Origin of the sequence: Streptomyces sp. NPDC093109 (genome assembly GCF_040701725.1) — a bacterium.
Classification (GTDB): Bacteria; Actinomycetota; Actinomycetes; order Streptomycetales; family Streptomycetaceae; genus Streptomyces.
Genome location: NZ_JBFBEZ010000012.1, coordinates 160775 through 186011 on the forward strand (window position 1 = coordinate 160775; position 25237 = coordinate 186011).

Here is a 25237-nt window from a genome sequence, read left to right on the forward strand (position 1 = left end):
GGACGGTTCACCAGCGGGACGGGGGCGGCGCCGTCAGCTGGTCCGCCAGCCGCGACAGCCGGTCCTGGAAGCGGCGCCGGCCGCGCGGGGCGGGGAGGCTGTTCTCGCCGGTGGCCGCCGAGACGAGGTGCTGCACGGTGTCGAGGTCGACGCCGTGGGCCGGGTGGGTGGCTGTTGTTCCTGCGTCCGCCGTGGCCGTGGCGACCGGCGGGACCAGTGGGACCAGTGGGACCGGTGGAACCGGCGGGAGCACGGACAGCGCGTCGTGCGCCAGGCCGCGTACCTCGGAGTCCCCGCCGTCCAGGGACAGTACGGTCGCACCGGCGCGCCGGGCGTCGCGCACGCGCTCCAGCAGCCCGCCGTCCGGCCGCTCGGGCGCCACGATCAGCAGCGTCTCACCCCGGCCCGCCGCTTCGAGCCGGCCGAGGCCGACGGCCAGGTGCGCGGGGTCCCCGGGGCGCACCCGGTGCCGTACCAGCGTCGGATTCAGCTCCGGCTGCCCGGACCAGGCGGCCTCGTCGACGAGATGCGCGGCCAGGTGCCAGGGCTCGTACGCCGCAGTCCCGACCAGCAGCAGCCCGCCGCCCTGCGGCACTACGGAGGCCCGCAGGGCACCCGCGAACCGCCGGGCCGCGGCCGGCCATTCCGTTCCGGCGAGGACTTCGCGGAGCAGTGCGACACGTACGGCATCCATGGGGCCGCATCCTGCCGCAGGGGAGTGAGGGGCGTGGCGGGTCGGCGGGAGTTCACTCGAACGTGACCGTTTGCCGGTAGGTAGGGTCGGGTTCATGACTTCAACGGACAGCGGCAGCACACCCACAGCACCGGTCGCGGCACCTGCCCAGGCACCTGCCCAGGCACCCGCCAAGGCGCCGGCCAAGGCAGCGGCCAAGGACCCCTGGGATCTCCCGGACGTATCGGGACTGGTCGTCGGCGTACTCGGCGGAACGGGCGACCAGGGGCGTGGCCTCGCGTACCGGCTGGCGCTCGCCGGACAGAAAGTGATCATCGGCTCCCGCGCGGCCGAGCGCGCCGAAACGGCCGCGACGGAGCTGGGCAACGGGGTCGAGGGCGCCGACAACGCGGAGTGCGCGCGCCGCAGTGACGTGATCATCGTGGCCGTACCGTGGGACGGCCACGCCAAAACCCTGGAGTCCCTGCGGGAGGAGCTGACGGGCAAGCTCGTCATCGACTGCGTCAACCCGCTCGGCTTCGACAAGAAGGGCGCGTACGCCCTGAAGCCGGAGGAGGGCAGCGCCGCCGAGCAGGCGGCCCTGCTGCTGCCGGACTCCCGGGTGACGGCCGCCTTCCACCACCTCTCGGCGGTACTGCTCCAGGACCCGTCGGTGGAGCGGATCGACACCGATGTGCTGGTCCTGGGCGAGGCACGCGCCGACACGGACCTCGTACAGGCGCTGGCATCCCGGATCCCGGGCATGCGCGGCGTCTTCGCGGGCCGGCTGCGCAACGCCCACCAGGTCGAGTCGCTGGTCGCCAACCTGATCTCGGTGAACCGCCGCTACAAGGCACACGCGGGCCTGCGCATCACGGACGTGTAGCCGGGGCGGGTGGCGGGTGGCATGTGCGCGTGCCTGGGCGGGTGCCGGTGCGGGTGCGGGCGTGGGGAGGCGGAAGGCATGGGGGACACTGGACCCGTACGACCGCACCCCGCGCCGCACCGGACCGCACCGGACCGCACCGGATCCGGTCACCGCACCGGACCCGGACCCCCGGACTCCGGAGAACCCCGACAGGAGCCGCCTCCATGCCCCGTCTAGCCCTGTACGCCCTCGCCGTCTGCGCCCTGGCCATCGCGGCGGCTGTGGTCTCCTTTATCCAGGGCAACTGGCTCGGCATCGTGTGGGTACTGCTGGCAGGCCTGTCCTCCAACATGGGCTGGTACTACTTCCGCAAGGCAAAGCTCACGGGCGGTACGACAGCGAGCTAGCGGCGGCGGCCGGGTGCATGCCGGAGGCGGTGGCGTTCCAGGCGGTGAATTGACTTCCGCTCCTCTCCCTACAGGGAGAGGATTCCTGCCACGGTCGGCTGACCGTCTCGGTGGGTTCCTGCTTCTTCGCGCTGTGCCGGGACAGGTCCCGGTCTTACCTGCGCTCGACAGGCCGTGACCGCCAGTCCGGCGGCCTTGGCGACGTTGACCGCCGCGTTGATGTCCCGGTCCAGCCACACATGGCACGCCTGGCACCGCCACACGCGTACGTCGAGAGGCTTCGGGCCGTCCTTGACGCCGCACTGCGAGCAGACCTGAGAGGTCGGCTCGAACCGCCCGATCCGGATAAGGGCGCGCCCATACCGGGCGGCCTTGTACTCCAGCATCGCCACGAATGCCGACCAGCCCGCATCATGGACAGACTTGGCCAGGCGCGTACGGGCAAGTCCCTTCACCGCCAGATCCTCCACCGCCACCGCTTGGTTCTCGCGGATGATCCGTGTGGAGAGCTGATGGTGAAACTCACGCCGCGCGTCGGCCACCCGCGCATGAGCACGGGCGACCTTGACCCTGGCCTTCGTCCTGTTGCGGGAGCCTCTGGCCTTGCGGGACAGACGGCGCTGCTCCCGCTTCAGCTTCTTCTCCGCCCGGCGCAGAAAGCGCGGGGATTCGATTTTCGTGCCGTCCGAGAGGACGGCGAAGTGGGTCAGCCCGAGGTCGATACCGACGACCTGCCCGGTCGCGGGCAGCGTCTCTTCGGGGCCTGTCTCCACGATGAAGCTCGCGAAGTACCGCCCGGCCGCGTCCTTGACCACACTCACCGTGGACGGCACCGACGGCAGAGCCCGGGACCACTTCACCCGCACCTCACCGATCTTCGGCAGGGACAGGTCACCACCCGGCGTGATCTTCCACCGGGCGTTCGCGGTGAATCGCACGGCCTGCCGGCTGTCCTTACGGGTCTTGAACCGCGGCACACCCATCCGCGGGCGCTTGCCCTTCAGCCCGTCGAAGAAGTTCCGGTACGCGGTATCCAGGTCCCGTAACGACTGCTGGAGCACAACAGCGGACACCTCGCCCAGCCACCCGCGTTCACCGGTCTTCTTCGCCTCGGTAATCAGCAGCTTCGACAGGTCCCCGGTCTTCGGAAACACCCCACCGGCAGCACGCGCGGTCTCACGGGCGCGCAGTGCGTCGTTGTAGACCACTCGCGCGCACCCGAACGCCCGGGCCAGCGCAGCGCGCTGAGGCCCGTTCGGGTAGAGGCGGAAGGAGTATCGAAGCTGCACGACAATCACCGTACAACAGTCGGCTTATGATCGAATATCAGAACATTCGTACTGGCCGTCACCGTACTTTCGCCCCGCACGCTCATGTGGTTTTCGTAAATCGAGCAGCACCCCCGTCCGCTCCGACCAGCAGGTCAGAGCACTTCTCAGAATCGCTTCACCACCGGGCTGAAGCCCGGTGCACTGCGATTAGTTCCGGTAGCGCTGGATGGCGTCCTCGTATACGGACAACGTGGGTTCCTCTCTCCGGTGCGGGACTGGACCTGATCACCATGCCGCGTCCCGTGAGGGGCGTCGATTACCGCTGAGGTAATCGAAAAAGGCGACAGAAGTTGTCCGGTTTCCGGGACACCATCAATGCATCGGTCGTGGGTAGCCCCAGTGGCACCAGCAGTCCTGGATACGGAGACAGCCATGTCAGCAGCACACCCTCACCCCCCACTCGCCGGCAAGGTCGCGCTCGTCGCCGGTGCGACCCGAGGCGCCGGTCGCGGGATCGCCGTGGCGCTGGGGGCGGCGGGGGCCACCGTCTATGTGACCGGCCGCAGTACGCGTGGGCAGCGTTCCGAGTACGACCGTCCCGAGGTCATCGAGGACACCGCCGACCTCGTCACCGCCGCCGGTGGCCGGGGGATCGCCGTGCCGGTCGATCACCTCGTACCGGCGCGGGTCCGGTCCCTCGTGGACCGTATCGAGGCCGAGCAGGGGCGGCTGGACATCCTCGTCAACGACATCTGGGGCGGTGAACTCCTCGTCGAGTGGGACACGCCGCTCTGGGAGCACAACCTCGACAACGGTCTGCGGCTGCTCCGGCTCGCCGTCGAGACGCACGCGATCACCAGCCACCACGCGCTCCCGCTGCTGTTGCGTACCCCGGGCGGGCTGGTGGTCGAGATGACCGACGGCACCGCCGAGTACAACGGGAAGACCTACCGCGACTCGTTCTTCTACGACCTCGCCAAGGCCGCCGTGCTCCGGATGGGCTTCTCGCTCGGCCACGAGCTGGGACCGCGCGGTGCCACCGCCGTGGCGCTCACGCCCGGTTGGCTGCGCTCGGAGCTGATGCTTGACCACTTCGGGGTGACCGAGGAGACCTGGCGGGACGCGCTCGCGGCCGAACCGCACTTCGCGATCTCCGAGACGCCGTCCTACGTCGGCCGTGCCGTCGCCGCCCTGGCCGCCGATCCCGAGGTGGCCCGCTGGAACGGCGGCTCGCTCTCCAGCGGCCAACTCGCCCTGGAGTACGGCTTCTCCGACCTCGACGGCAGCCGGCCGGACGCGTTCCGCTACCTGGCCGAGGTCCAGGGGCCAGGCAAGCCCGCCGACGTGACCGGTTACCGCTGAGCCGTCGTTGGGCCCCGCTACTACCCCGCCGCTGTCCTGCCGTTACCCCGCCGCTCCGCAGGCGAACTGGTCCCGGCTCATCCAGAAACTGAAGATATTGCGGCCGCAGTAGCTGTCCAGCTCGGATACGCCCAGGCCGCGCAGGATGGCGTGGATCGCGTCGAAGAAGGCCGCGTTGACCTCCGGGATGAAGAAGAGCAGGACGAAGACGACCAGCAGGCCGTACGGCGCGAAGGGTTCGACCTGGCGGCGGACCTTGTACGAGAGCCACGGCTCGATCACGCCGTACCCGTCGAGGCCCGGCACCGGGAGGAAGTTGAGGATGGCCGCCGTGACCTGGAGGAGGGCGACGAAGCCGAGGGCGTAGCGGAAGGCCGTCGGGACGCCGTCCAGGGCGTGCAGCCAGAAGGGGGCGGTGCAGACGAGCGCGAACAGGACGTTCGTCAGCGGGCCCGCCGCCGAGATCAGGCTGTGCTTCCACCGGCCCTGGATCCGGCCGCGCTCGATGAAGACCGCCCCGCCGGGCAGGCCGATGCCGCCCATGATCACGAAGATTACCGGCAGCACGATGCTCAGCAGCGCGTGCGTGTACTTGAGCGGGTTGAGGGTCAGATAGCCCTTCGCGCCGATCGTGATGTCACCGCTGTGCAGCGCGGTGCGCGCGTGGGCGTACTCGTGCAGGCAGAGCGAGACGATCCAGCAGCCCGTGACGAACAGGAAGACGGCGACGCCGAGGCTCGCCGCGTAGTCCGTCCAGACGGCCCACCCCGAGACGGCCGTGACGGCGGCGATGCCCAGGAACACGGGGGAGACGCGCCGGTCGCTCTTCCGGATGGCGGTGGTCATGAGTGGATCTCCCGCGATCGATGGTGCGATGGTGAGGCCGACGGTCGTGCCCGACCGACGGTACAGCCGGACAGCCGGTGCGGGCGCCGCGAGCGACACGCGCACACGCATGTCAAAAACGTCTCGCTTATGGCCGCGAGTTCCAGGAATGCTGTACCTATGGCGGCGCTGTGGAAGGTCATGTACGACGGAACCGGTGCTCGATCCGGAGCCGGTGTCCGACGTGAAGCCGATGTCCGACGCGGAGCCGGTGCTTCCGGGGATGCGGGGCGATCGCTCTGAGCGCCGTCACCGACAATGGACGGATGCGTGTTTCCGTCCTCGGCACCACCCGGGCTTTTCATGCCGACGGCACCCCCGCCGCCCTCGGCGGCACACGGCTGCGCGCGCTGCTGACCGTGCTCGCGCTGCGGCCCGGCCGTACGGTCCCGGTCGGGGAGCTTGTCACCGAGGTGTGGGCGGCCGATCCGCCGGCCGACGCCGTGGGGGCGCTCCAGGCGCTGGTCGGGCGGTTGCGGCGGGCGCTGGGGGCCGCGGCTGTGGCCTCGGACGAGGGTGGTTACCGGCTGTGTGCCGGTGCGGAGGATGTCGATATCCACCGGTTCGGCACCCTCGCGGATGAGGGGGCGCGCTGTCTGGCGCAGGGGGACGCGGTCAAGGCGGCGGGCCTGCTCGACGACGCGCTCGCGCTCTGGCGCGGGCCGGCCCTCGCCGACCTTCCCGACCGTACGGCCGAGGCCGCCCGGTGGGAGACGCGGCGGCTGGACGCCCGCCGTACGCGGCTGACCGCCGCCCTCGTACTCGGCGAGGCCGAGAAGGCGCTGCCCGAGCTGGTCGAGCTGTGCGGGCGTTTCCCGCTGGACGAGCGGCTCCAGGCGCTCCGTATCCGCGCGCTGCGCGACGCGTCCCGCCCGGCGGAGGCGCTCGCCGCGTACGAGGAGGTCCGCCGCGCCCTGGCCGACCGGCTCGGCACGGACCCCGGCCCGGAACTCCGCTCTCTGTACGGGGAGTTGCTCGGCGGCAGCGGCAGCGGCAGCAGCGGCAGCAGCAGCGGTACGGACCGTACGCCCCCGGCCGCCCCCGCCGTATCCGCCCCCGCACCCACCCCCGCCCTCACCCCCTCCGGCAACCTCCCGGCCCGGCTCACCAGCTTCGTCGGCCGCGAGAGCGACATCGAGGCCATCCGGGGCGACCTCGGGCAGGCCAGGCTCGTCACCCTGCTGGGGCCCGGTGGCGCGGGCAAGACGCGGCTGTCGCAGGAGGCCGCCGAGACGGTGGCCGGGCAGTGGCCGGACGGGGTGTGGCTGGCCGAGCTGGCGCCCGTGAAGGACGCGGAGACCGTGGCCGAGGCCGTACTGACCGCGCTCGGCGCCCGGGAGACCGTGCTGCGCGGCGCCGCCGGGGCCGAGGAGCTGCGGGGCGTGGACCGGCACGCCACAGAACCGCTCGTCCGGCTGGTCGAGCACTGCGGGCGCCGCCGCATGCTGCTGCTCCTCGACAACTGCGAGCATGTGATCGAGGCCGCCGCCGCCCTCGTCCACGAGCTGCTGGCGCACTGCCCCGGGCTGGTCGTCCTGGCCACCAGCAGGGAGCCGCTCGGCGTGCCCGGCGAGGTGGTGCGCCCCGTGGGGCCGCTGCCGCCCGATCCGGCGCACCGGCTGTTCGCGGAGCGGGCCCGTACGGTACGGCCCGACTTCGATCCGGCCGGCGAGACCGAGGCCGTCGCCGAGATCTGCCGGCGGCTCGACGGGCTGCCGCTCGCCATCGAACTGGCCGCCGCCCGGCTGCGGATGCTCACCCCGCGCCGGATCGCCGACCGTCTCGACGACCGGTTCCGCCTGCTGACCGGCGGCAGCAGGACCGTACTGCCGCGCCAGCAGACCCTGCGCGCCGTCGTCGACTGGTCCTGGGAGCTGCTGGACGCCCCGGAGCGCGCCGTGCTGCGGCGGCTGTCCGTCTTCACGGGCGGCTGTGGGCTGACGGCGGCGGAAGAGGTGTGCGCCGACGACGAAGGCGTACAGGGTGGTGTCGCGTCCCGCGATGTCGCCGAGCACCTCGGCTCCCTGATCGACAAGTCCCTCGTCGTCTCCGCTCCCGCCCCCGACGGCGCGGACATGCGCTACCGGCTGCTGGAGACCGTCGCGGAGTACGCCGCCGAGCGGCTGGACGAGGCAGGGGAGCGCGCCGTCACCGAGCGCAGCCATCTGGTGTACTACCGGGAGCTGGCCCGGACGACCGACCCGGAGCTGCGTGGGTTCGGCCAGCACGCCGCCATCGCCCGTTTCCGTGTGGAGTCGGGGAATCTGCGTGCCGCGCTGCGCCGTGCCGTCGACGAGCGCGACGAGCAGGAGGCGCTCTGTCTCGTCCTCTCCCTCGCCTGGTACTGGCAGATGCTCGATCTGCGGGGCGACGCCCAGCTGTGGGCGCGTGCGGCGGCCGGCCTGGGACCCGACCCGTTCGCCAGGCCCGTCCGGCCCGCGGTGCCGCTCATGGCGCGCTGTACGGACGCGCCGCCGCCCATGGCGCCCGAGATGCTCATGGAGGCGCGTCGCGAGGTCCGGCTGATCGAAATGGTCAGCTCGGATCACGGGCGCGGGGAGCTGATGCTGCCCGAGGGCATGGAGCGGCTGCGGGCCGTCGCCGAGGCCTACGCGCCCGGCCTGCCCCAGACCTGCCGGTTCCCCGGCATGCTCTGGTACTTCGCGATCATGTTCACCGGTGACGCCGACGAGCTGACCCTCGCCCTGAACGAAACCGTGCGGGCCTGCGAGCGCTACGGCTTCGTATGGGAGCTGGCCGCCGCTCTGCACCTGCGGGCCAACATCCTGGCGAACCGGAGCATCTGGGCGGGTGACGCGAGCCGGGACGCCGACCGCAGTCTGGGGATCTACCGGCGGCTCGGCGACACGTGGGGCGCGGCCGAGGCGCTCTCCGCCCGGGGCGAGGCCCGGGAGAGGGCCGGTGAGCACGCCCTCGCGGCCGAGGACTACGCGGCGGCCGTCCGTATCGCCCAGGAGCTGGGCGCGCAGAGCCAGGTGGCGCTGTTGCGGACCCGGCTGGCGGCGACGATGTTCGAGACGGGCCGGGGCGAGGAGGGCGAGCGGATGATCCGTGACGTCATCTCCGAGTACGGCGACGGCTCGCAGCAGGCGATGCCGGCCGCGCGGCTCTTCTTCGCGATGTGGCTGGGGAACATGGGCCGTGTGGCCGAGGCCCGCGAGCAACTGGCCTTGGTGCTTGAACTGTTGCGCACCGAGACAGTGGCCGTCTTCGAGGGCTTTGTGCACGGCCTGTACGCGTGGCTGAACTGCTCGGAGGGGCAGTACGCCGAGGCGCTCACCGAGGCGCGCCGGGCCCAGAAGCTGGCGATGACACCGCTGACGCTGATGGTCGCCCCGGAGATGTCCGCGCTCCATCTGCTGACGGCGGCCTGGGCCCTGGGCGGCCTCGCCTCCACCGCTTCCGGGGACGGCGTCAGTCCGGACAGCGTTCGCCCGGACGGCGTCGCACCCGACCCGAGGACCGCCGCCGTGCTGATCGGCGCGTACGAGGCGCTGCTGCCCGAGCGGCACTTCCGTACGTTCGTCGAGCGGACCATCCTGCGGGGGGCGCTGCGGATGGTGGAGCCCCTCCTCGACCCCGCCGGGTACGAGGAGGCGCTGGCGGAGGGCGGACGGCTGTCCCTGGAGGCCGCCGCCGCCCTCGTCGATCCCGACGCCGGTCCCGGGGAATCGCCCGGTCCCGAGGAATCACCCGGTCCCGGGGAATCACCTGATTCGGGGGATTCCGGCGGGTGACGTGTGGTCAGGGCCGCCGCCTCACGACTTCTTGCGGAACTTGGCCACCGCCAGCGGCGCCGTTATCAGCGTGATCCCCGCCGACCAGGCCAGCGTCATCCACACCGAGTGCGCCACCGGGCCGCCGTTTATCAGCCCCCGGGACGCGTCGGCGAGGCCGGAGAGCGGGTTGTAGTCGGTGAACCACTGGAGCCAGCCCGGCATGGTGGCCGTCGGCGCGAAGATCGACGAGCCGAACTGCAACGGCATGATGACGAGCATCGCGACCCCCTGCACGGCCTGAGCCGTCTTCATCGTCAGGCCCAGCAGAATGAAGATCCACATCAGCGACGCGCCGAACACCGCGGAGAGTCCGACGGCGGCGAACAGCTCGATCACCGAGGTCTTGACCTCCATGCCGAGCAGGAAGCCCATGCTGAGCAGGATGGTGATGGCGATCAGCATCCGGCCCAGCTCGACGACGATCTTGGCTATCAGCACCGAGGAGCGGGCGATCGGCATCGTACGGAACCGGTCCATGACGCCCTTGCGGAAGTCGTCGTTGACCCCGGTGCCGACGGCCATGGCGATGTTCATGCCCATCATCGCCATCAGTCCGGGCACCACGTAGTTCACATAGGCGTCGCGGTCGCCGCCGAGGCTCGCGCCGACCGAGCCGCCGAAGACGTAGACGAAGAGCAGCGTGAAGATGATCGGCATCAGCAGGACGTCGAACATCGACTCCGGATCCGCCTTGATCTGGAGGGCGTTGCGGCGCGCCAGCGCGCCGATGTGCCGCAGATTGGCGCGCAGCCCGATCCGGCCCTCGCCGGAGACGGCGGCGGTCGCCACCGCGGACGACGGCGGTGGCGCGGAGCCGGGCGTGGCGCCGACTCCGGACTCGGCGCCGGCTCCGGAGCCGGGCGCGGGGCGTGTGGTCGTGTTCGTGGGTGCAGAGGTGTTCATGCCGCGGCTTCCTCAAGGGCGATGTCGGACTCGGAACCGGTCTTCTGGCCGGTGATGGCGAGGAACACCTCGTCCAGGCTGGGCAGATGGGTGCCGATGTGGGCGATGGCGAAGCCACGCTCGCCCAGGAGGGCCACGACCGCGGTCAGCTGCTGGTCGCTCAGGATCGGTACGTACAGCATTCCCTCGTCGGGGACGGTCTGCGCGCCGGCCAGACCGGCGAGGCCGGACTCGGTGACCGCCTCTGCCATGGCGGGCAGCTGGGCGGGGTCCGACGGCCGGATCTGCAGCGTACGGCCGCCGACCTTGGCCTTCAGCTCGTCCACTCCGCCCTGGGCGATGACCCGGCCGCGGTCGATGACGGTCAGCTCGCTCGCGAGCTGCTCGGCCTCTTCCATGTACTGGGTGGTGAGCAGGACGGTGGCCCCCTCCGCGACCATCCGCTGCACCTCGTCCCAGACCTCGTTACGGGTCCGGGGGTCGAGCCCGGTCGTCGGCTCGTCCAGATAGAGGACCGCCGGCCGGCCGATCATCGAGGCGGCCAGGTCGAGCCGCCGCCGCATGCCGCCCGAATACTGCATCGCGGGCTTCTTCGCCGCCTCGGTGAGCGAGAAGCGCTCCAGCAGCTCGTCGGCGCGGCTCCTGGCGTCCTTGCGGGAGAGATCGAGGAGCCGGCCGATCATGTAGAGGTTCTCCCGGCCGGAGAGCTTCTCGTCGACCGAGGCGTACTGCCCGGTGAGACCTATGGTGCGGCGCAGCTGGCGCGGCTGGCGCAGCACGTCGTACCCGGCGACCATGGCGGTTCCGGCGTCCGGCTGGACGAGGGTGGAGAGGATGCGGACGAGCGTCGTCTTTCCGGCGCCGTTGGGTCCCAGCACGCCGAGGACGGTGCCCTCGCGCACATCGAGGTCCACGCCGTCCAGCGCCTTGGTGTCGCCGTAGTGCTTGACCAGCCCCCGCACCTCGACGGCGTTGCCGGTACGGCCGCCGTTGGGGTTTCTTTTGTTTCGCGTCATGAACCCAGTGGACCAGCCGCCACCGACATCCCGCCGACATTCCGCCGACAACCTGTGGATAACCGTGCGACAGCCCGCCGACGGGGGAAGATCGGCGGGCTGTCGCCCGTGCGGGCAGTGGCTTCTGTGCGGTCGAGTGGCCTCTGTGCGGTCAGTGGCCTCTAGTGGAAGGTGTGCTCCTCCTGCGGGAACGTTCCTGCCGTCACCTCGTCGGCGAACTCCCGCGCCGCGTCGCCCAGCGCCCGGCGGAGGTCCACGTACTGCTTGCTGAAGCGCGGCGCCTTGCCCGGCGTCAGCCCGGCCATGTCCGTGTACACCAGCACCTGCGCGTCGGTGCCCACGCCCGCGCCGATGCCGATCGTCGGGATGTGCAGCATGCGCGTCACCTCGGCGGCCAGCTCGGCCGGTACGAGTTCGAGCACGACCGCGAAGGCGCCCGCGTCCTGCACGGCCTTGGCGTCGCGCAGCAGCTGCTGCGCGGCCTCCTCGCCGCGGCCCTGCACCCGGTAGCCGAGCGTGTTGACCGACTGCGGGGTGAGGCCGATGTGCGCCATCACCGGGATGCCGGAGCGCACCATCAGCTCGATCTGGCCGTGCGAGCGCTCGCCGCCCTCCAGCTTCACCGCGCCGACCCCGGCGTCCTTCACCAGCCGGGTGGCGCTGCGCAGTGCCTGTACGGGCCCTTCCTGGTACGAGCCGAAGGGCAGGTCGCCGACGATCAGCGCGCGCTTCGTGCCGCGTACGACGGCGGCGGAGAGCATGGTCATCTCGTCGAGCGTGACCGGCACGGTCGTCTCGTACCCCAGATGACAGTTGCCCATGGAGTCGCCGACCAGCATCACCGGGATGCCGGCCTCGTCGAAGACGGAGGCGGTCATCGCGTCGTAGGCGGTGAGCATGGGCCACTTCTCGCCGCGCTCCTTGGTGGCGAGAACGTCGTTGACGGTGATGCGGCGCGAACGGGTACCGCCGTACAGCGCCTTCGGGTTCCCGGTGGCGCCGCCGCCGGGGGAGTCTCCTGCGGACGGCCGCTGGGCGGCAGCGCTCGCGGCCGTGTCCTGAACAGTCATGGCCATAGGCCCTTTCGTCATCTTGAGGCACCCTGACGGCGTCCCCAGATCCCTTCCATGGTGGCATCCCGGGGCCGTCCACGGGAAGTGGGGGCCGCCGCGTAAAGACTTTCCAATACGAGACGGTCTCGTATCGAAATAGGTCTAGGCTGTACGCCATGCCCAACCCGTCCGGCGGCCCGTCCGCCGCATCCAGCGTGCCCGAACCCCGCCATCCCGAGTCGCGTGTCCCCGAGGCGGTCCACCGCCGTCGCTGGGCCATCCTCGGCGTGCTCATGTTCAGCCTGCTCATCGTCGTCCTGGACAACTCGATCCTGAACGTGGCGGTCAGGACGATCGCCTCCCCGGCGCCCACCGGCATCGGCGCCACCCAGAGCGAGCTGGAGTGGGCGATCAACTCCTACACGCTCGTCTTCGCCGGCCTCCTCTTCACCTCGGGGCTGCTCGGCGACCGGATCGGCCGGAAGAAGGTGCTGCTCTTCGGCATCGCCGTCTTCGGGCTCGGGTCCGCGCTCGCCGCGCTCTCCGGCTCGCCCGGTGAACTCATCGCGTACCGCGCCCTCATGGGCTTCGGCGCCGCCTTTGTGATGCCCGCCACCCTCGCCGTCCTCATGAACGTCTTCGAGCGCGACGAGCAGCCCAGGGCCATAGGCATCTGGGCGGGCAGCGTGGGCCTCGGCATCGCGATCGGGCCGATCACCGGCGGTCTGCTGCTGGAGCACTTCTGGTGGGGCTCCATCTTCCTCGTCAACGTGCCCGTGGCCGTCGTCGCGCTGATCGCGATGGTGCTGCTGGTGCCGGACTCCAGGGACCCCGCGCCGGGCCGGCTCGACCCGCTGGGGGTCGTGCTCTCCATCGTCGGACTCGTCCTGCTGGTGTACGGCATCATCCGCGGCGGCGAGCTGGCCGACTTCACCGGCGCCGGGGTGCTGGTCCCGCTGCTCGGCGGGCTGGCCGTCCTCGCCCTCTTCGTGTGGCACGAGAAGCGCAGCGACCATCCGGCCATCGACATCTCCTACTTCAGGAAGCCGGCGTTCGCCGCGGCCGTGGCGGCCATAGCGCTGGTCTTCTTCGCGCTGATGGGCGTGACGTTCTTCTCCGCCTTCTACCTCCAGAGCGTGCGCGGCTACAGCGCGCTCCGGTCGGGGCTGCTGATCCTGCCGCTCGCCGCCGCCCAGATGGTCTTCGCGCCGCGCGCCAGGCTGGTCGTGGACCGCTTCGGCGCCCGCGCGGTCTGTACGGCCGGTCTGCTGCTGGTCGGCGCCGGGCTCGCGGCCTTCGGGTTCTTCGACGAGACCACCCCCGTCTGGGTGCTGTGCGTGGTCTTCTTCGTCCAGGGCACCGGAATGGCCCACATCATGCCGCCGGTCACCGTCGCCGTCATGCAGGCGCTGCCGCGCGAGAAGGCGGGCTCGGGCTCGGCCATCAACAACACCTTCCGCCAGGTGGGCGGCGCGCTCGGCGTGGCCGTCCTCGGTTCGGTGCTGTCCGCTACGTACCGCAGCGGCATCGACGGCCACCTCGGCGCGGTCCCGGCGGCGGCGCGGGACGCGGCGGGGGAGTCGATCGAGGCGACGCTCGGCGCCGCGGCGAAGCTCGGCCCGGCGGGCCGGCCGCTGATCGGCGCGGCGTACGACGCGTTCCTCGACGCCATGCACGTCACGGCGTTCGCCTCGGCGGGTGTCGCGCTGATCGGCGCGGTGGTGGTCGCGGTGTTCCTGCCGGGCAGGACTCCCGCGCCGGCGGCCAAGGACACGGGGGCGGAGACGGCGGCGGGCGAGCCGCGGCCCGAACAGGCGGGCGCCGCACGGGGCTGACGCGACGGCCGCGCCGTACGGGACGGGCGTGGCCGCGGAGGACCGGCCGTGTAAGACAATCTGCACAGTGGACGGTGCGGACGGTGCGGGTGCGGCGAGAGGCGGAACACGGTGCGGAAGCGGGACCACGACGGGGCCGAGACGGAACACCGGCGCGGCAGGCCACGCAGTGAGGCCGTCGAGCGGGCGATCCTGGACGCCGTCGTGGTCCTGCTGGAGGACGGCGTACCGCTGGGCTCCCTCTCCATCGAACGCATCGCGCGTACGGCGGGCGTCGGCAAGGCGACCATCTACCGGCGCTGGCACGGTAAGGAGGCGCTCTTCGTCGACGTCCTGCGGGCGATGGAGCCGCCGGATCCCGAACTGCCCGGCGAATCGGCGCTGTCGGATCTCAGGATCCTGCTGGAGTCGATGCGCAGACGCGGTCTCGCCCAGCGGAACTCGGCCATGCTGCACAACGCGGCGGCGGAGATGAAGAGCAGCCCCAACCTGTGGGCGGAGTACCACAAGACCGTCATCGACCCCCGGCGCGAGGCCACTCTCGCCGTGATCCGCCGGGGGATCGCCGCCGGTGAACTCCGGGACGACCTGGAGGCGGAGATGGTCCACGACCTGCTGGTCGGCCCGATGCTCATGCGCACCCTCCACCGGCCGGGCGCGCCGCTCGACGAGGACCTCGCCGACCGGATCATCGACGCCGCGCTCCAGGGCGTGGGCCCACGCCACCCGGCCCCGGCGGCGGCCCGGCCGGCGGCCCGCTCGGCGGCTCCGGGGCCGTCGGCGCCCGTACGCGAAACGCCCGGCCGGTGAGGCTGATCACACCCGTACCGGCCGGGCCGCCGGACCCGTCCCCGAACTCCGGTCCTGTGTGATCGTTCTGTCACAGCTGCTGGTTATTCGTCCGTGACCGGAACTCGCCGCCCCTTCCCCTTCGTCTCCGAGCCAGTACAGCCGTCCCCGGACGGCGGAGAATTCGGCCGCACATCCTTTAGTGTCAGGGACGGGCGTGCACGGGCAAGGGCAGTGAGGGCAGCGGACATGACGCAGGAGTACACGGCGCAGCCGATGGCGAACGGCGGGGAGGGCGGCGGGCCGTACGGTGCGGAAGGCGCCGGGCAAGCCCGTCCCGTCCCGCGCGGCAGAGCCCTCCTGGACCGTCTGGACCGCTGGCGCAAGGACCCCGGAACCTGGCGGCGCGGCATCGTGCTCGCCGTGTTCGCCGTGGCCACCGCCCTCCTGATGATCCTTCACGCGCAGATCCCGAACAAGATCGGCAACCTGGGCAGTCTCACCGAGACCTTCCTGCCCTGGCTCGGGCTGTTCGTCCCGCTGCTCCTCGTGCTCGCGCTGGTACGCCGCTCGGGGACCGCGCTCGTCGCCCTGCTGCTCCCCGCGATCGTCTGGGCGAACCTCTTCGGCGGACTCCTCACGGACAAGTCCGGCGGCGGCGGTGACCTGGTGGTCGCGACGCACAACGTCAACGCGGACAACCCCGACCCGAAGGGCACCGCGGCCGACCTGGCGGAGTCCGGGGCGGACATCGTCGCGCTGGAGGAGCTGAAGGCCAGCGCCGTACCGGTGTACGAGGCGGCGCTGGCCGGCACGTACAAGTACCACTCGGTCCAGGGGACCGTCGGCCTCTGGAGCAAGTACCCGCTGAGCGCCACCAAGCCCGTCGATATCCGGCTGGGCTGGGTCCGCGCCATGCGCTCCACGGTCACCACCCCGTGGGGCGAGGTCGGTGTCTACGTGGCGCATCTGCCGTCCGTACGGGTCAAGCTGCACGCGGGCTTCACCGCCAGCCAGCGCGACAAGAGCGCGGACGCGCTGGGCGAGGCGATCGCCGACGAGCGGCTGCCGCGGGTGATCCTGCTCGGCGACCTGAACGGCACCATGAACGACCGGTCCCTGAACGCCGTCACCTCCCAGATGCGCTCCACACAGGGCGCGGCCGGGCACGGGTACGGGTTCAGCTGGCCGGCCGCGTTCCCGCTGGCCCGGATCGACCAGATCATGGTGAAGGGCGTCGAGCCGACCTCCTCCTGGACCCTGCCGAGGACGGGCAGCGACCATCTGCCGATCGCGGCGCGGGTGGAGCTGACCAAGGACACCGCGCAGTAGGCGCTGGGCGCGCGGACGACCGACGCCACTTCTTCGCCCCACGGGAGCGCTCACCGCAATCCCGTGTTCATCTCCCGGAATACATGACCTGAGACACTTTGTTCCGCGAGGGTACTAATGCGTCCTCGTACCTCTTCGTACGCCGTCGTACGTCGTCCTCGCGCGCGCCGCGGCGCGCACCCCCGAAAGGTCTCTTGCCATGCCCTTCGCCCTGCTCGCCTTGGCCGTCAGTGCCTTTGGCATCGGGACGACCGAGTTCGTCATGATGGGCCTGCTGCCCAACGTGGCGGACGATCTGGGAACCTCCGTGCCGACCGCCGGCTATCTGGTGTCGGCCTACGCGATCGGCGTCGTCATCGGCGCCCCGCTGCTCACCGCCGTCGGCTCCCGCGTCCCGCGCAAGCGGATGCTCCTGCTGCTGATGGCGCTCTTCGTCGTCGGCAACCTCGCCTCCGCGCTCGCCCCCGACTTCGGCTGGCTGCTCGCGGGCCGGGTCCTCGCAGGGCTGCCGCACGGCGCGTTCTTCGGGGTCGGCGCGGTCGTCGCCGCCCGGCTGGTGAGCGAGGGACGGCAGGCGCGGGCCGTGGCGACCATGTTCCTCGGGCTGACCGTCGCCAACATCATCGGCGTCCCCGCGGCCACCCTGCTCGGGCAGCACCTCGGCTGGCGCGCCACCTTCCTCGTCGTCACGGTGATCGGCCTGGTCGCGCTGGCCGCGCTGGCCCGGCTCGTACCGTACGTGCCCGTGGAGGCGCACCAGAGCGTCGGACGCGAGCTGCGCGCGCTCAAGGACCGGCAGGTGCTGCTGGGCCTGGCGACGGCCGTCCTCGGCTTCGGCGGGGTCTTCGCCGTCTACTCGTACCTCGCCTCGATGACCACCGAGGTGATGGGCTTCGGCGAGTCCTCCGTCACCCTGGTGCTCGCCCTCTTCGGCATCGGCATGACGCTCGGCGCGCTGGCGGCGGGACCGCTGACCGACCGGGCGCTGCGGCCCACGCTCTACGGGTCGCTCGGCACCCTCGCCGTGGTGCTGGTCGCCTTCCGCTTCACCGTGCACATCCAGTGGGCGGCGCTGGTGACGGTGGTGATCCTGGGCGCGGTCGGCTTCATGACGACCACTCCGCTCCAGATGCTCGTCATGAGCAAGGCCAAGGACGCCCCCACGATCGCCTCCGCCTCGAACCACTCGGCCTTCAACCTGGCCAACGCGGGCGGCGCCTGGGCCGGTGGCGCGGCCATCGCGGCGGGCTGGGGCTGGATGTCCCCGACGCTGGTCGGCGCCGTACTGGCGGCCGTCGGGCTGGCCATCGCGGTCACGGCCGGGATGCTGGACCGTCCGGGCCGCAGCGGCCGGGGTACGGCCCCGGAGGGCTCCCGTGTCGTCGCCTCGGGCGGGGCGGGCGCGCCGGTGGCCGAGGAGTCCGCGGAGCGCGTGGGGTGAACCCCGGGCGGCGCGCGGTGGTGCTCCAGTGCCCACCGCGCGCCGCTGCTTCCGGGCGGCGGCTCAGTCCGTCGTCTCAGCCCGTCGTCTCGCGCCAGCGGTTCGTGATCGGCAGCCGCCGGTCCTTGCCGAAGCCCTTCGCCGAGATCTTCGTCCCCGGCGGGTACTGGCGCCGCTTGTACTCCGCCGTGTCCACCATCCGCAGCGTCTTCGCGACCAGCGCCTCGTCGAAGCCCGCGGCGACGATCGCGTCCTTGCCCTGGTCCCGGTCGACGTACAGATCAAGGATCCGGTCCAGCACGTCGTAGTCCGGCAGCGAGTCCGCGTCGACCTGGCCAGGACGAAGCTCCGCGCTCGGCGGCTTGGAGATCGACGCCTCCGGGATCGGCGGCGTCTGGCCGCGCTCCCCGGCGGCCCGGTTGCGCCACCGGGCCAGCCGGAACACATACGTCTTGTAGACGTCCTTGATCGGGCCGTACGCGCCGACGGAGTCGCCGTACAGCGTCGAATACCCCACCGCCAGCTCCGACTTGTTGCCCGGCGCCAGCACGATATGGCCCTCCTGGTTGGAGATCGCCATCAGCATCGTGCCGCGCAGCCGCGCCTGGAGGTTCTCCTCCGCGAGCCCGGTCAGGCCGAGCGAAGCCATGTACGCGTCGAACATCGGCTCGATCGAATGCGTACGGAAGTTGAGGCCCGTACGGCGTGCCAGCTCGGCGGCGTCGCCCTTCGAGTGGTCCGAGGAGTACTTGGACGGCATGGACACGCCGTACACGTTCGCCGCGCCCAGCGCGTCACAGGCGATCGCGGCGACGAGCGCCGAGTCGATACCGCCGGAGAGCCCGATCAGCACCGAACGGAAACCGTTCTTCGCCGCGTACGCGCGCAACCCCACGACCAGCGCCGAGTACATCTCCTCGTCGTCGTCGAGCCGGTCCGCGTGGCCGCCGGTCAGCTCCGGCTCGTACGCGGGCAGCGGGTCCTCGGAGAGGACGACCCGGTCGATCCGCAGCCCGTCGTCCACGACGCCCGTGGGCGGCTCGGCGGCGGCGGCCGGGAGGTCGAGGTCGAGGATGACCGAGCCCTCCGCGAACTGCGGCGCCCGCGCGATCACTTCGCCGTCCTTGTCGACGACGATCGAGTCGCCGTCGAAGACCAGCTCGTCCTGGCCGCCGATCATCGCGAGGAACGCGATGGTGCAGCCGGCCTCCTGGGCGCGCTTGCGGACCAGCTCAAGACGCGTGTCGTCCTTCTCGCGCTCGTACGGCGAGGCGTTGATCGACAGCAGCAGCCCGGCCCCGGCGGACCGGGCGGCCGGCACGCGCCCGCCGTCCTGCCACAGGTCCTCGCAGATGGCGAGCGCGACATCCACCCCGTGCACCCGCAGGACGGGCATCGTGTCGCCCCGCACGAAGTACCGGAACTCGTCGAAGACCCCGTAGTTCGGCAGATGGTGCTTGGCGAAGTTGAGGACCACCGCACCGTGGTGCAGTACGGCCGCGGCGTTGCGCGGGGCACCCGCCGGCCGCCCCAGCCGCTGCCGCTCCTCCTCGGCCCGGTCGAGATAGCCGACGACGACGGGCAGTTCGCCGAGGCCCTCCTCGTCGAGCCGGGCGGCGAGCGCGTGCACGGCGGCGCGGGACGCCTCGACGAAGGACGACCGCAGTGCGAGATCCTCGACGGGGTAACCGGTCAGCACCATCTCGGGGAACGCGACGAGGTGCGCCCCCTGCTCGGCGGCGTGCCGGGTCCAGTGCACGACCGCCTCGGCGTTCGCGGCGAGGTCCCCGACGGTCGAGTCGATCTGATTCAGGGCGAGACGTAGTTGAGGCACGCCGCCCAGTGTAATCGTCTGACTGACATGATGTCCTGGCGCGCGGGTGTGGGGCGCCCCACTCGGGACGCCCCACAGACACGCTTTTACGCGCGCGGCTTCGCGCCCCGCGCCGCCAGCAGGTCGGCCATCAGCTTCATCTCCGACTCCTGCGCGGCGACCATGCCGGCCGCCAGGTCCTTCTCCGTACCGACCGCGCAGAGCCGGACACAGCCCTGGGCCATCGTGACGCCGCCCTTGTGGTGGTCGGTCATCAGCTGGAGGTAGAGGATCTCGGCCTGCTCGCCGCGGGCCTTCCTGAGCCCCGCCAGCTCCGTCCTGGTGGCCATACCGGGCATCAGCGAGCCGTCGTGGGCCTCGTAGGAGCCGTGGCCCGCGTCCATGCCGTCCATGCCGTCCATGGAGCTGTGCGCGTCGCCGTCCTCGGACGTCGCCATCCAGGCCATCGGCTCCGTACCGGACTCCAGCTTCGGCAGCCCCCACAGGTCCAGCCAGCCCAGCATCATCCCGCGCTGGTTCGCCTGGGTGTTGGCGATGTCGTACGCCAGCCGGCGTACCTCCTCGTCGTCCGTGCTGTCCCGGACGATGAAGGACATCTCCACCGCCTGCTGGTGGTGGACGGACATGTCACGGGCGAAGCCCGCGTCCGCCGAGTCCGACGACGGGGTACCGGCGCGGGACGCGTCGGAGCCGCCGTCCCGCCCGGCCGACGCGACCGCGGCCGTACCGGCGAAGACCAGCGCCAGGACGACGGCGGCGCCGGCCGCCCACTGCGTGCGGGTGACGCGGCGGCGCGGCGCGGGCACGGGCCCGTCCTCGTACTCCTCGTCCCCTGTGGCGTCCCCTGTGGCCCGGGTCACGCGTCCAGCCCGCCCGTGCAGGCGGCGCCCGGCTCGGGGGTCTGCGTGCCCTGGACGTACTTCGTGAGGAACTGGTCGACGCGCGAGTCGTCCGCGGTGTCCACCGTGACCTGCTTGCCCCAGGCGCTCAGCATGATCGCGCCCTTCTGGTCCTGCACCGGGCTCATCAGCGAGTACGGGGTCTTCTTGACCTTCTCGGCGAGCGCCTTCACGTCGCTCTCCGACGCCTTGTCGTTGTACGTCACCCAGACCGCGCCGTGCTCCAGCGAGTGGACCGCGTTCATCTCCGGGACGGCCTTGTCGTAGACGTCGCCGTCGCAGTTCATCCAGACCTGGTTGTGGTCACCGCCCACCGGCGGGGTCATCGGGTAGCTGACCTCCTTGGTGACGTGGTTGCGGCCGAGCTTCTTGGCGTCCCAGGACTTCTCGCCGGTCACGGGCGCCGCCACCGCGGCCTTCTCCGCCGCCTTCTTGTCGGATTCCTTGTTGAGGAGGAAGGCGCCGCCGCCGATGAGCGCGGCCACGACGACGCCGCTCGCCGTGACCGTGATGATGCGGCTGCGCCGCTCACGGGCGCGCTCGGCGCGGCGCATCTCCTCTATTCGGGCCTTGCGCTCGGCGGACTGGGACTTGGAAGCCATGGTGTGTGTCCTTCTGGGGATGCGTGCGTGCGGTGGAGGCGGTACGTGGTGATCAGCGGGGGTGGGGCCCGGCTACGTCCGCAGCACTTGAAGGACGTGGAGATCCGGTGCGCGGGCGTGCGCTCCGGAGCGGGGCGCCCGGCCGGCGGGGTGCGCCACGGTGAGGTGCGAGAGCTGTACGCCGTCGGCGAGGGGGGCGACGGGCGGCGGCACGGTGAGTACGGCCGGGCTCAGATGCGGGAAGAACCCGCAGTCGCCCTTGCCGTACGGGCAGATGTAGCGGGCCCCTGCGGCCGGGACCGTCACGGCGTGGGCCGCGACGCCCTGGTGCGTGACGTACGCGACGGCCGAGGTGCCCGAGGCGTCCGAGGCGGCCACGGGACCGGCGGAGGCGGTGCCGGTCCCGCCGCCCAGGCAGATGAGGAACGCGGCGAACAGCGTCGCCACAGCACTCACCAGCGCCGTGGGACGCGTTCCGCGTATATGGCCGCGCCGCGAACCCCCCATGGGCGCAGATCGTAGTGCGTGGGGTGGGGGTGGCGGCAGGGCGGCCGTACCGATCGGGGTGCGGACCGGGACGGAATTGGTGCGGATAGGGGTACGAAACGGTCAGGAGCGGGGTACAAAGGGGCATGGCCGAGCGAGCAGAGCGCGCGGATTCCGGTGCCGACGCGGATTCCGGCGCGGATCCCGACGCGGATTCGTGTGCGGATCCCTGCCCCGGTCCCTGCCCCGGTCCCTGCCCCGGTCCCGGCGCCGATCCCGACGCCGGTCCCGACGCGGGCGTCGACGAGGTGACCCACGCGGTGCTGGCCGCGTCCCGCCTACTGGTCGCCGTCTCCGTACGCTCCCTCGCGTCCGTCGGCGAACCGGTCACCCTGCCGCAGTTACGGCTGCTCGTGGTCCTCGCCGCCCACGGCGACGCCAAGCTCGTGGAGGTCGCCGAGCTGCTCGGGGTGAACCCGTCGACGGCCATGCGCATGCTCGACCGGCTGATCGCCGCCGGTCTCGCGGACCGCCAGAGCAACCCGGGCGACCGCCGCCGGACGCGGCTGCGGCTCACCCCGGACGGCCACGCCCTGGTCGAACGGGTCACCGCCGCGCGCCACCGGGAGATCTCCGCGATCGTCGCGCGGATGGCCCCGGCGCAGCGCGTCGCCCTCGTCGGCGCGCTCGCCGCGTTCACCGAGGCGGGCGGCGAGCCCCCGGCCGCCCCGGCCGACAGCGCGGAGCCGTACCCGTACCCGCCGGACTGGCCGAGTAACGCAAAGTAGCCAATCGGTGTCCGAAGGTCGCCGTTGGGGTGGCGGACAGTCGCCAGAAGTGATCTTGGGGCACCGGGATTGTGGTCGGCTGTTCCTCGGGTGCCACACGGACAGGCACTATGGGCGTGAGAGCGACACGCACATGATGCGGAACGTTGGACGGGGGTTCGCAACGCGACCGAAATCGTGTGGTGGGATGCTCAAGTGCCTCAACGTGCCCCGCGGCATGGGAGCAGGTGGCCTGACCAGCAAGGATGGGTAGGACAGCTAATATGGACAAGCAGCAGGAATTTGTGCTCCGCACGCTGGAGGAGCGGGACGTCCGCTTCGTGCGCCTCTGGTTCACCGATGTTCTCGGCTTCCTCAAGTCGGTCGCCGTCGCACCCGCGGAGCTGGAGCAGGCCTTCGACGAAGGCATCGGCTTCGACGGCTCCGCGATCGAGGGCTTCGCCCGGGTCTACGAGTCCGACATGATCGCCAAGCCTGATCCGGGCACGTTCCAGATCCTTCCCTGGCGCGCGGAGGCCCCCGGCACCGCCCGGATGTTCTGCGACATCCTGATGCCCGACGGCTCGCCGTCCTTCGCGGATCCGCGCTATGTGCTGAAGCGGATGCTCGCCAAGACCTCGGACCTGGGCTTCACCTTCTACACCCACCCCGAGATCGAGTTCTTCCTGCTGAAGGACAAGCCCGTCGACGGCAGCCGCCCCACCCCCGCCGACAGCTCGGGCTACTTCGACCACACCCCGCAGAACGTGGGGATGGACTTCCGGCGCCAGGCGATCACGATGCTCGAATCGATGGGCATCTCGGTGGAGTTCAGCCACCACGAGGGCGCCCCGGGCCAGCAGGAGATCGACCTGCGGTACGCGGACGCGCTCTCGACGGCCGACAACATCATGACGTTCCGCCTGATCATGAAGCAGGTCGCGCTGGAGCAGGGCGTCCAGGCGACGTTCATGCCGAAGCCGTTCTCCGAGTACCCGGGCTCCGGCATGCACACCCACCTCTCCCTCTTCGAGGGAGACCGCAACGCGTTCTACGAGTCCGGCGCGGAGTACCAGCTGTCCAAGGTCGGCCGCTCCTTCATCGCGGGGCTGCTGCGCCACGCGGCGGAGATCTCGGCCGTCACCAACCAGTGGGTCAACTCCTACAAGCGCATCTGGGGCGGCTCCTCCCGCACCGCGGGCTCGGGCGGCGAGGCCCCCTCGTACATCTGCTGGGGCCACAACAACCGCTCCGCGCTGATCCGCGTCCCGATGTACAAGCCCGGCAAGACCGGCTCCGCCCGCGTCGAGGTCCGCTCGATCGACTCCGGCGCCAACCCGTACCTGACGTACGCGGTGCTCCTCGCCGCCGGCCTCAAGGGCATCGAGGAGGGCTACGAACTCCCGGCGGGCGCCGACGACGACGTCTGGGCCCTCTCCGACTCTGAGCGCCGCGCGATGGGCATCGAGCCCCTCCCGCAGAACCTGGGCGAGGCGATCTCCCTGATGGAGCGGAGCGAACTGGTCGCGGAGACCCTCGGCGAGCACGTCTTCGACTTCTTCCTGCGCAACAAGAAGCAGGAGTGGGAGGAGTACCGCTCCGAGGTCACGGCCTTCGAGCTGAAGAAGAACCTGCCGGTGCTGTAAGGGCAGGTCAGCGGGGTTTCCCCGCGTGAGCGAGACTCCGGGCCCGCGCTGTGACGGCGCGGGCCCGGAGTCGTCTCAATCGCCCTGGGCCGTCTGTGGGCCGTCCGGCGCGGATTCGGTGGCCTCGTACATGCGGTCCACGGCTTTCCGGGTGCGTCCCTCGCTGCTCGGCATGAGGTGCGTGTACGTCCGGAGCGTGAATCCGGGGTCACTGTGCCCGAGGTAGGTGCTCAGCGCCTTGATGTTCTCCCCGGCGTCCAGCAGGACCGACGCGTAGAAGTGCCTCAGCGCGTGCATGCCGTGTTCGCGGGCCGCCTCGTACCGCTGGCCGTTCTCCGGTTCGGGGATGACGCCGGCGGTCGCGAGGGCGGGTTTCCAGATCCGCGTATTGAAGTCGGTACGGCGAACGGCGCCGCCCCCGGTGAGGGAGAACAGCAGAAGTTTGGTTACGGGCGCTCCGTTCGGACGGAGCCAAGGCAACGTCACCTTCACCGGCGGAAAGTCTTTCCGGTGCTGCTTTATGGCACGCGCCACGTGATCCGGCAACGGGACATCCCTTTCTTTGCCCCGCTTCGGCGGCGCGAATACGAGGTGGCCGTTCACCACCTTCACCTGATTGGCGACGCGCACCCATCCGGTCCCGTAGTTCACTTCGTCATCCGGCAGACCGAAAATCTCGCCCTGTCGGAGACCACAGCCGCCCCCGATGTCGGTCATGGCCCGGTACCGCTCGGGAAGCGCGGCCCGTACGGCGAAAACGCGTTCCGCCGACCAGGGGCGGACACGCGGCATCCCGCGTTCGGGGGCGCGGACCGAACGGACCTTGCACGGATTCTTGGCGAGCAAGGAGTCATCGACGGCGGCGCTCAGCACGGATGACACGCTCGCGAAGATGACGCGGCGATAGGACGATGCCGGAACCGCCTGCTCCAGCTCACTCAGCCACTCCCGGATGTGTTCGGGCTGGAAAGAGTCCAGCGGGCGCGATCCCATGTACGGGAAAGCGTGCAGCCGGAGTTGTACCGCCACCGGAACGCGCGTCGTGGGGTCGGTGGTCAGCGCGGCGATCCACTTCTCGCCGTACTGCTTGAAGGTGGTCCGGCCGGCCGTCGGGTCGATGTACTGCCCGCGCGACATGTCCGCCTCGATGTGGGACAGCCACTTTTCGGCGAGGCGCTTCTGTCGGTCGGGAAAGCTCTTGCTCTTCTCGGTGCCGTCGGGGCCGATGTAGCGGGCGCGGTAGCGCATGCCGGTGCCGTGGCGGTCGGTTTTGACGCGGGTGGTCTTGCCGTTGGTGCTGGTCTCGGTCTTGTACCAGCGGTCTTGGATGTGGCCTGCCATGGGTGGCTGCTCCCTGGGGAATGGCGGC

21 protein-coding genes are annotated in these 25237 nt (G+C 71.0%); 10 read left to right on the plus strand and 11 right to left on the minus strand.

Annotated features, from left to right (window positions below; all coding sequences use genetic code 11):
* Positions 1-7 precede the first annotated feature (7 nt).
* Complete coding sequence (locus AB0389_RS14615; protein WP_366395732.1) at positions 8-694, minus strand: hypothetical protein; 687 nt, start codon at positions 692-694, stop codon at positions 8-10.
* A 94-nt stretch (positions 695-788) separates the two neighbouring features.
* Here AB0389_RS14615 and npdG point away from each other — a divergent pair, with 94 nt between their 5' ends.
* Positions 789-1559: an NADPH-dependent F420 reductase gene (gene npdG, locus AB0389_RS14620; protein WP_366395733.1), complete on the plus strand. Its 771-nt coding sequence runs from the start codon at positions 789-791 to the stop codon at positions 1557-1559.
* A gap of 206 nt (positions 1560-1765) precedes the next feature.
* Positions 1766-1948 carry a hypothetical protein gene (locus tag AB0389_RS14625; RefSeq protein WP_366395734.1) on the plus strand — a complete coding sequence of 61 codons (183 nt, stop codon included), beginning with the start codon at positions 1766-1768 and terminating at the stop codon, positions 1946-1948.
* Positions 1949-2016: 68 nt separating this feature from the next.
* Here AB0389_RS14625 and AB0389_RS14630 read toward each other — a convergent pair whose 3' ends face one another.
* Positions 2017-3237 (minus strand): RNA-guided endonuclease TnpB family protein, encoded by a 1221-nt coding sequence (locus AB0389_RS14630; protein ID WP_366395735.1) that lies wholly within the window; start codon positions 3235-3237, stop codon positions 2017-2019.
* A gap of 414 nt (positions 3238-3651) precedes the next feature.
* Here AB0389_RS14630 and AB0389_RS14635 point away from each other — a divergent pair, with 414 nt between their 5' ends.
* The gene (locus AB0389_RS14635; protein ID WP_366395736.1) at positions 3652-4581 is read left to right on the plus strand and encodes an SDR family oxidoreductase; all 930 of its coding nucleotides are present in this window, start codon (positions 3652-3654) and stop codon (positions 4579-4581) included.
* A gap of 42 nt (positions 4582-4623) precedes the next feature.
* Here the strand turns inward: AB0389_RS14635 and AB0389_RS14640 are convergent, their stop codons facing one another.
* Complete coding sequence (locus AB0389_RS14640; RefSeq protein WP_366395737.1) at positions 4624-5427, minus strand: site-2 protease family protein; 804 nt, start codon at positions 5425-5427, stop codon at positions 4624-4626.
* Between the two features lie 305 nt (positions 5428-5732).
* On the opposite strand from AB0389_RS14640, the gene AB0389_RS14645 reads away from it, so the two are divergent.
* Entirely contained in the window at positions 5733-9224 is a 3492-nt protein-coding gene (locus tag AB0389_RS14645) for a BTAD domain-containing putative transcriptional regulator (RefSeq protein ID WP_366395738.1), read from the plus strand.
* Between the two features lie 21 nt (positions 9225-9245).
* Here AB0389_RS14645 and AB0389_RS14650 read toward each other — a convergent pair whose 3' ends face one another.
* The 3 genes from AB0389_RS14650 to panB form a co-directional block, all read right to left on the minus strand.
* The gene (locus AB0389_RS14650; RefSeq protein WP_366395739.1) at positions 9246-10169 is read right to left on the minus strand and encodes an ABC transporter permease; all 924 of its coding nucleotides are present in this window, start codon (positions 10167-10169) and stop codon (positions 9246-9248) included.
* Entirely contained in the window at positions 10166-11185 is a 1020-nt protein-coding gene (locus AB0389_RS14655; RefSeq protein WP_366395740.1) for an ATP-binding cassette domain-containing protein, read from the minus strand. The genes AB0389_RS14650 and AB0389_RS14655 overlap by 4 nt, the downstream gene beginning before the upstream one ends.
* 161 nt (positions 11186-11346) lie before the next feature.
* Positions 11347-12255, minus strand: a complete 909-nt coding sequence (panB, locus tag AB0389_RS14660; protein WP_366395741.1) for a 3-methyl-2-oxobutanoate hydroxymethyltransferase — start codon at positions 12253-12255, stop codon at positions 11347-11349.
* A 158-nt stretch (positions 12256-12413) separates the two neighbouring features.
* Between panB and AB0389_RS14665 the strand changes: the two genes are divergently transcribed.
* From AB0389_RS14665 to AB0389_RS14680, 4 genes are all read left to right on the plus strand, one after another.
* Entirely contained in the window at positions 12414-14072 is a 1659-nt protein-coding gene (locus tag AB0389_RS14665; protein WP_366395742.1) for an MFS transporter, read from the plus strand.
* Between the two features lie 111 nt (positions 14073-14183).
* Positions 14184-14882, plus strand: coding sequence for a TetR/AcrR family transcriptional regulator (locus tag AB0389_RS14670; RefSeq protein ID WP_366395743.1), 699 nt, complete (start codon positions 14184-14186; stop codon positions 14880-14882).
* Positions 14883-15110: 228 nt separating this feature from the next.
* A complete protein-coding gene (locus tag AB0389_RS14675; protein ID WP_366395744.1) occupies positions 15111-16193 on the plus strand; it encodes an endonuclease/exonuclease/phosphatase family protein in 1083 nt (360 codons plus the stop codon).
* Between the two features lie 199 nt (positions 16194-16392).
* Positions 16393-17634 carry an MFS transporter gene (locus AB0389_RS14680; RefSeq protein ID WP_366395745.1) on the plus strand — a complete coding sequence of 414 codons (1242 nt, stop codon included), beginning with the start codon at positions 16393-16395 and terminating at the stop codon, positions 17632-17634.
* 76 nt (positions 17635-17710) lie between these two features.
* Here AB0389_RS14680 and AB0389_RS14685 read toward each other — a convergent pair whose 3' ends face one another.
* The 4 genes from AB0389_RS14685 to AB0389_RS14700 all read right to left on the minus strand — a co-directional run bounded on the left by AB0389_RS14685 (position 17711) and on the right by AB0389_RS14700 (position 21416).
* On the minus strand, positions 17711-19468 hold the full coding sequence (locus AB0389_RS14685) for an NAD+ synthase (RefSeq protein WP_366395746.1): 1758 nt from the start codon (positions 19466-19468) through the stop codon (positions 17711-17713).
* An 86-nt stretch (positions 19469-19554) separates the two neighbouring features.
* The gene (locus tag AB0389_RS14690; RefSeq protein ID WP_366395761.1) at positions 19555-20274 is read right to left on the minus strand and encodes a DUF305 domain-containing protein; all 720 of its coding nucleotides are present in this window, start codon (positions 20272-20274) and stop codon (positions 19555-19557) included.
* A gap of 50 nt (positions 20275-20324) precedes the next feature.
* Positions 20325-20969, minus strand: a complete 645-nt coding sequence (locus tag AB0389_RS14695; protein WP_366395747.1) for a DUF3105 domain-containing protein — start codon at positions 20967-20969, stop codon at positions 20325-20327.
* Positions 20970-21041: 72 nt separating this feature from the next.
* On the minus strand, positions 21042-21416 hold the full coding sequence (locus tag AB0389_RS14700) for a hypothetical protein (protein ID WP_366395748.1): 375 nt from the start codon (positions 21414-21416) through the stop codon (positions 21042-21044).
* A gap of 185 nt (positions 21417-21601) precedes the next feature.
* Between AB0389_RS14700 and AB0389_RS14705 the strand changes: the two genes are divergently transcribed.
* Together AB0389_RS14705 and AB0389_RS14710 are read left to right on the plus strand one after the other, a co-directional pair.
* Positions 21602-22243, plus strand: a complete 642-nt coding sequence (locus tag AB0389_RS14705) for a MarR family transcriptional regulator (protein ID WP_366395749.1) — start codon at positions 21602-21604, stop codon at positions 22241-22243.
* A gap of 263 nt (positions 22244-22506) precedes the next feature.
* Positions 22507-23868, plus strand: coding sequence for a glutamine synthetase family protein (locus AB0389_RS14710; protein WP_114658869.1), 1362 nt, complete (start codon positions 22507-22509; stop codon positions 23866-23868).
* 75 nt (positions 23869-23943) lie between these two features.
* Here the strand turns inward: AB0389_RS14710 and AB0389_RS14715 are convergent, their stop codons facing one another.
* A complete protein-coding gene (locus AB0389_RS14715; RefSeq protein WP_366395762.1) occupies positions 23944-25209 on the minus strand; it encodes a site-specific integrase in 1266 nt (421 codons plus the stop codon).
* Positions 25210-25237 lie beyond the last annotated feature (28 nt).

Coding starts and splice junctions, on each gene's coding strand:
- panB (WP_366395741.1), bottom strand. CDS start 12,255: ATGACTGTTCAGGACACGGCCGCGAGCGCTGCCGCCCAGCGGCCGTCC.
- AB0389_RS14710 (WP_114658869.1), top strand. CDS start 22,507: ATGGACAAGCAGCAGGAATTTGTGCTCCGCACGCTGGAGGAGCGGGAC.
- npdG (WP_366395733.1), top strand. CDS start 789: ATGACTTCAACGGACAGCGGCAGCACACCCACAGCACCGGTCGCGGCA.
- AB0389_RS14680 (WP_366395745.1), top strand. CDS start 16,393: ATGCCCTTCGCCCTGCTCGCCTTGGCCGTCAGTGCCTTTGGCATCGGG.
- AB0389_RS14650 (WP_366395739.1), bottom strand. CDS start 10,169: ATGAACACCTCTGCACCCACGAACACGACCACACGCCCCGCGCCCGGC.
- AB0389_RS14705 (WP_366395749.1), top strand. CDS start 21,602: ATGGCCGAGCGAGCAGAGCGCGCGGATTCCGGTGCCGACGCGGATTCC.
- AB0389_RS14625 (WP_366395734.1), top strand. CDS start 1,766: ATGCCCCGTCTAGCCCTGTACGCCCTCGCCGTCTGCGCCCTGGCCATC.
- AB0389_RS14640 (WP_366395737.1), bottom strand. CDS start 5,427: ATGACCACCGCCATCCGGAAGAGCGACCGGCGCGTCTCCCCCGTGTTC.
- AB0389_RS14695 (WP_366395747.1), bottom strand. CDS start 20,969: ATGGCTTCCAAGTCCCAGTCCGCCGAGCGCAAGGCCCGAATAGAGGAG.
- AB0389_RS14615 (WP_366395732.1), bottom strand. CDS start 694: ATGGATGCCGTACGTGTCGCACTGCTCCGCGAAGTCCTCGCCGGAACG.
- AB0389_RS14645 (WP_366395738.1), top strand. CDS start 5,733: ATGCGTGTTTCCGTCCTCGGCACCACCCGGGCTTTTCATGCCGACGGC.
- AB0389_RS14665 (WP_366395742.1), top strand. CDS start 12,414: ATGCCCAACCCGTCCGGCGGCCCGTCCGCCGCATCCAGCGTGCCCGAA.
- AB0389_RS14655 (WP_366395740.1), bottom strand. CDS start 11,185: ATGACGCGAAACAAAAGAAACCCCAACGGCGGCCGTACCGGCAACGCC.
- AB0389_RS14675 (WP_366395744.1), top strand. CDS start 15,111: ATGACGCAGGAGTACACGGCGCAGCCGATGGCGAACGGCGGGGAGGGC.
- AB0389_RS14715 (WP_366395762.1), bottom strand. CDS start 25,209: ATGGCAGGCCACATCCAAGACCGCTGGTACAAGACCGAGACCAGCACC.
- AB0389_RS14635 (WP_366395736.1), top strand. CDS start 3,652: ATGTCAGCAGCACACCCTCACCCCCCACTCGCCGGCAAGGTCGCGCTC.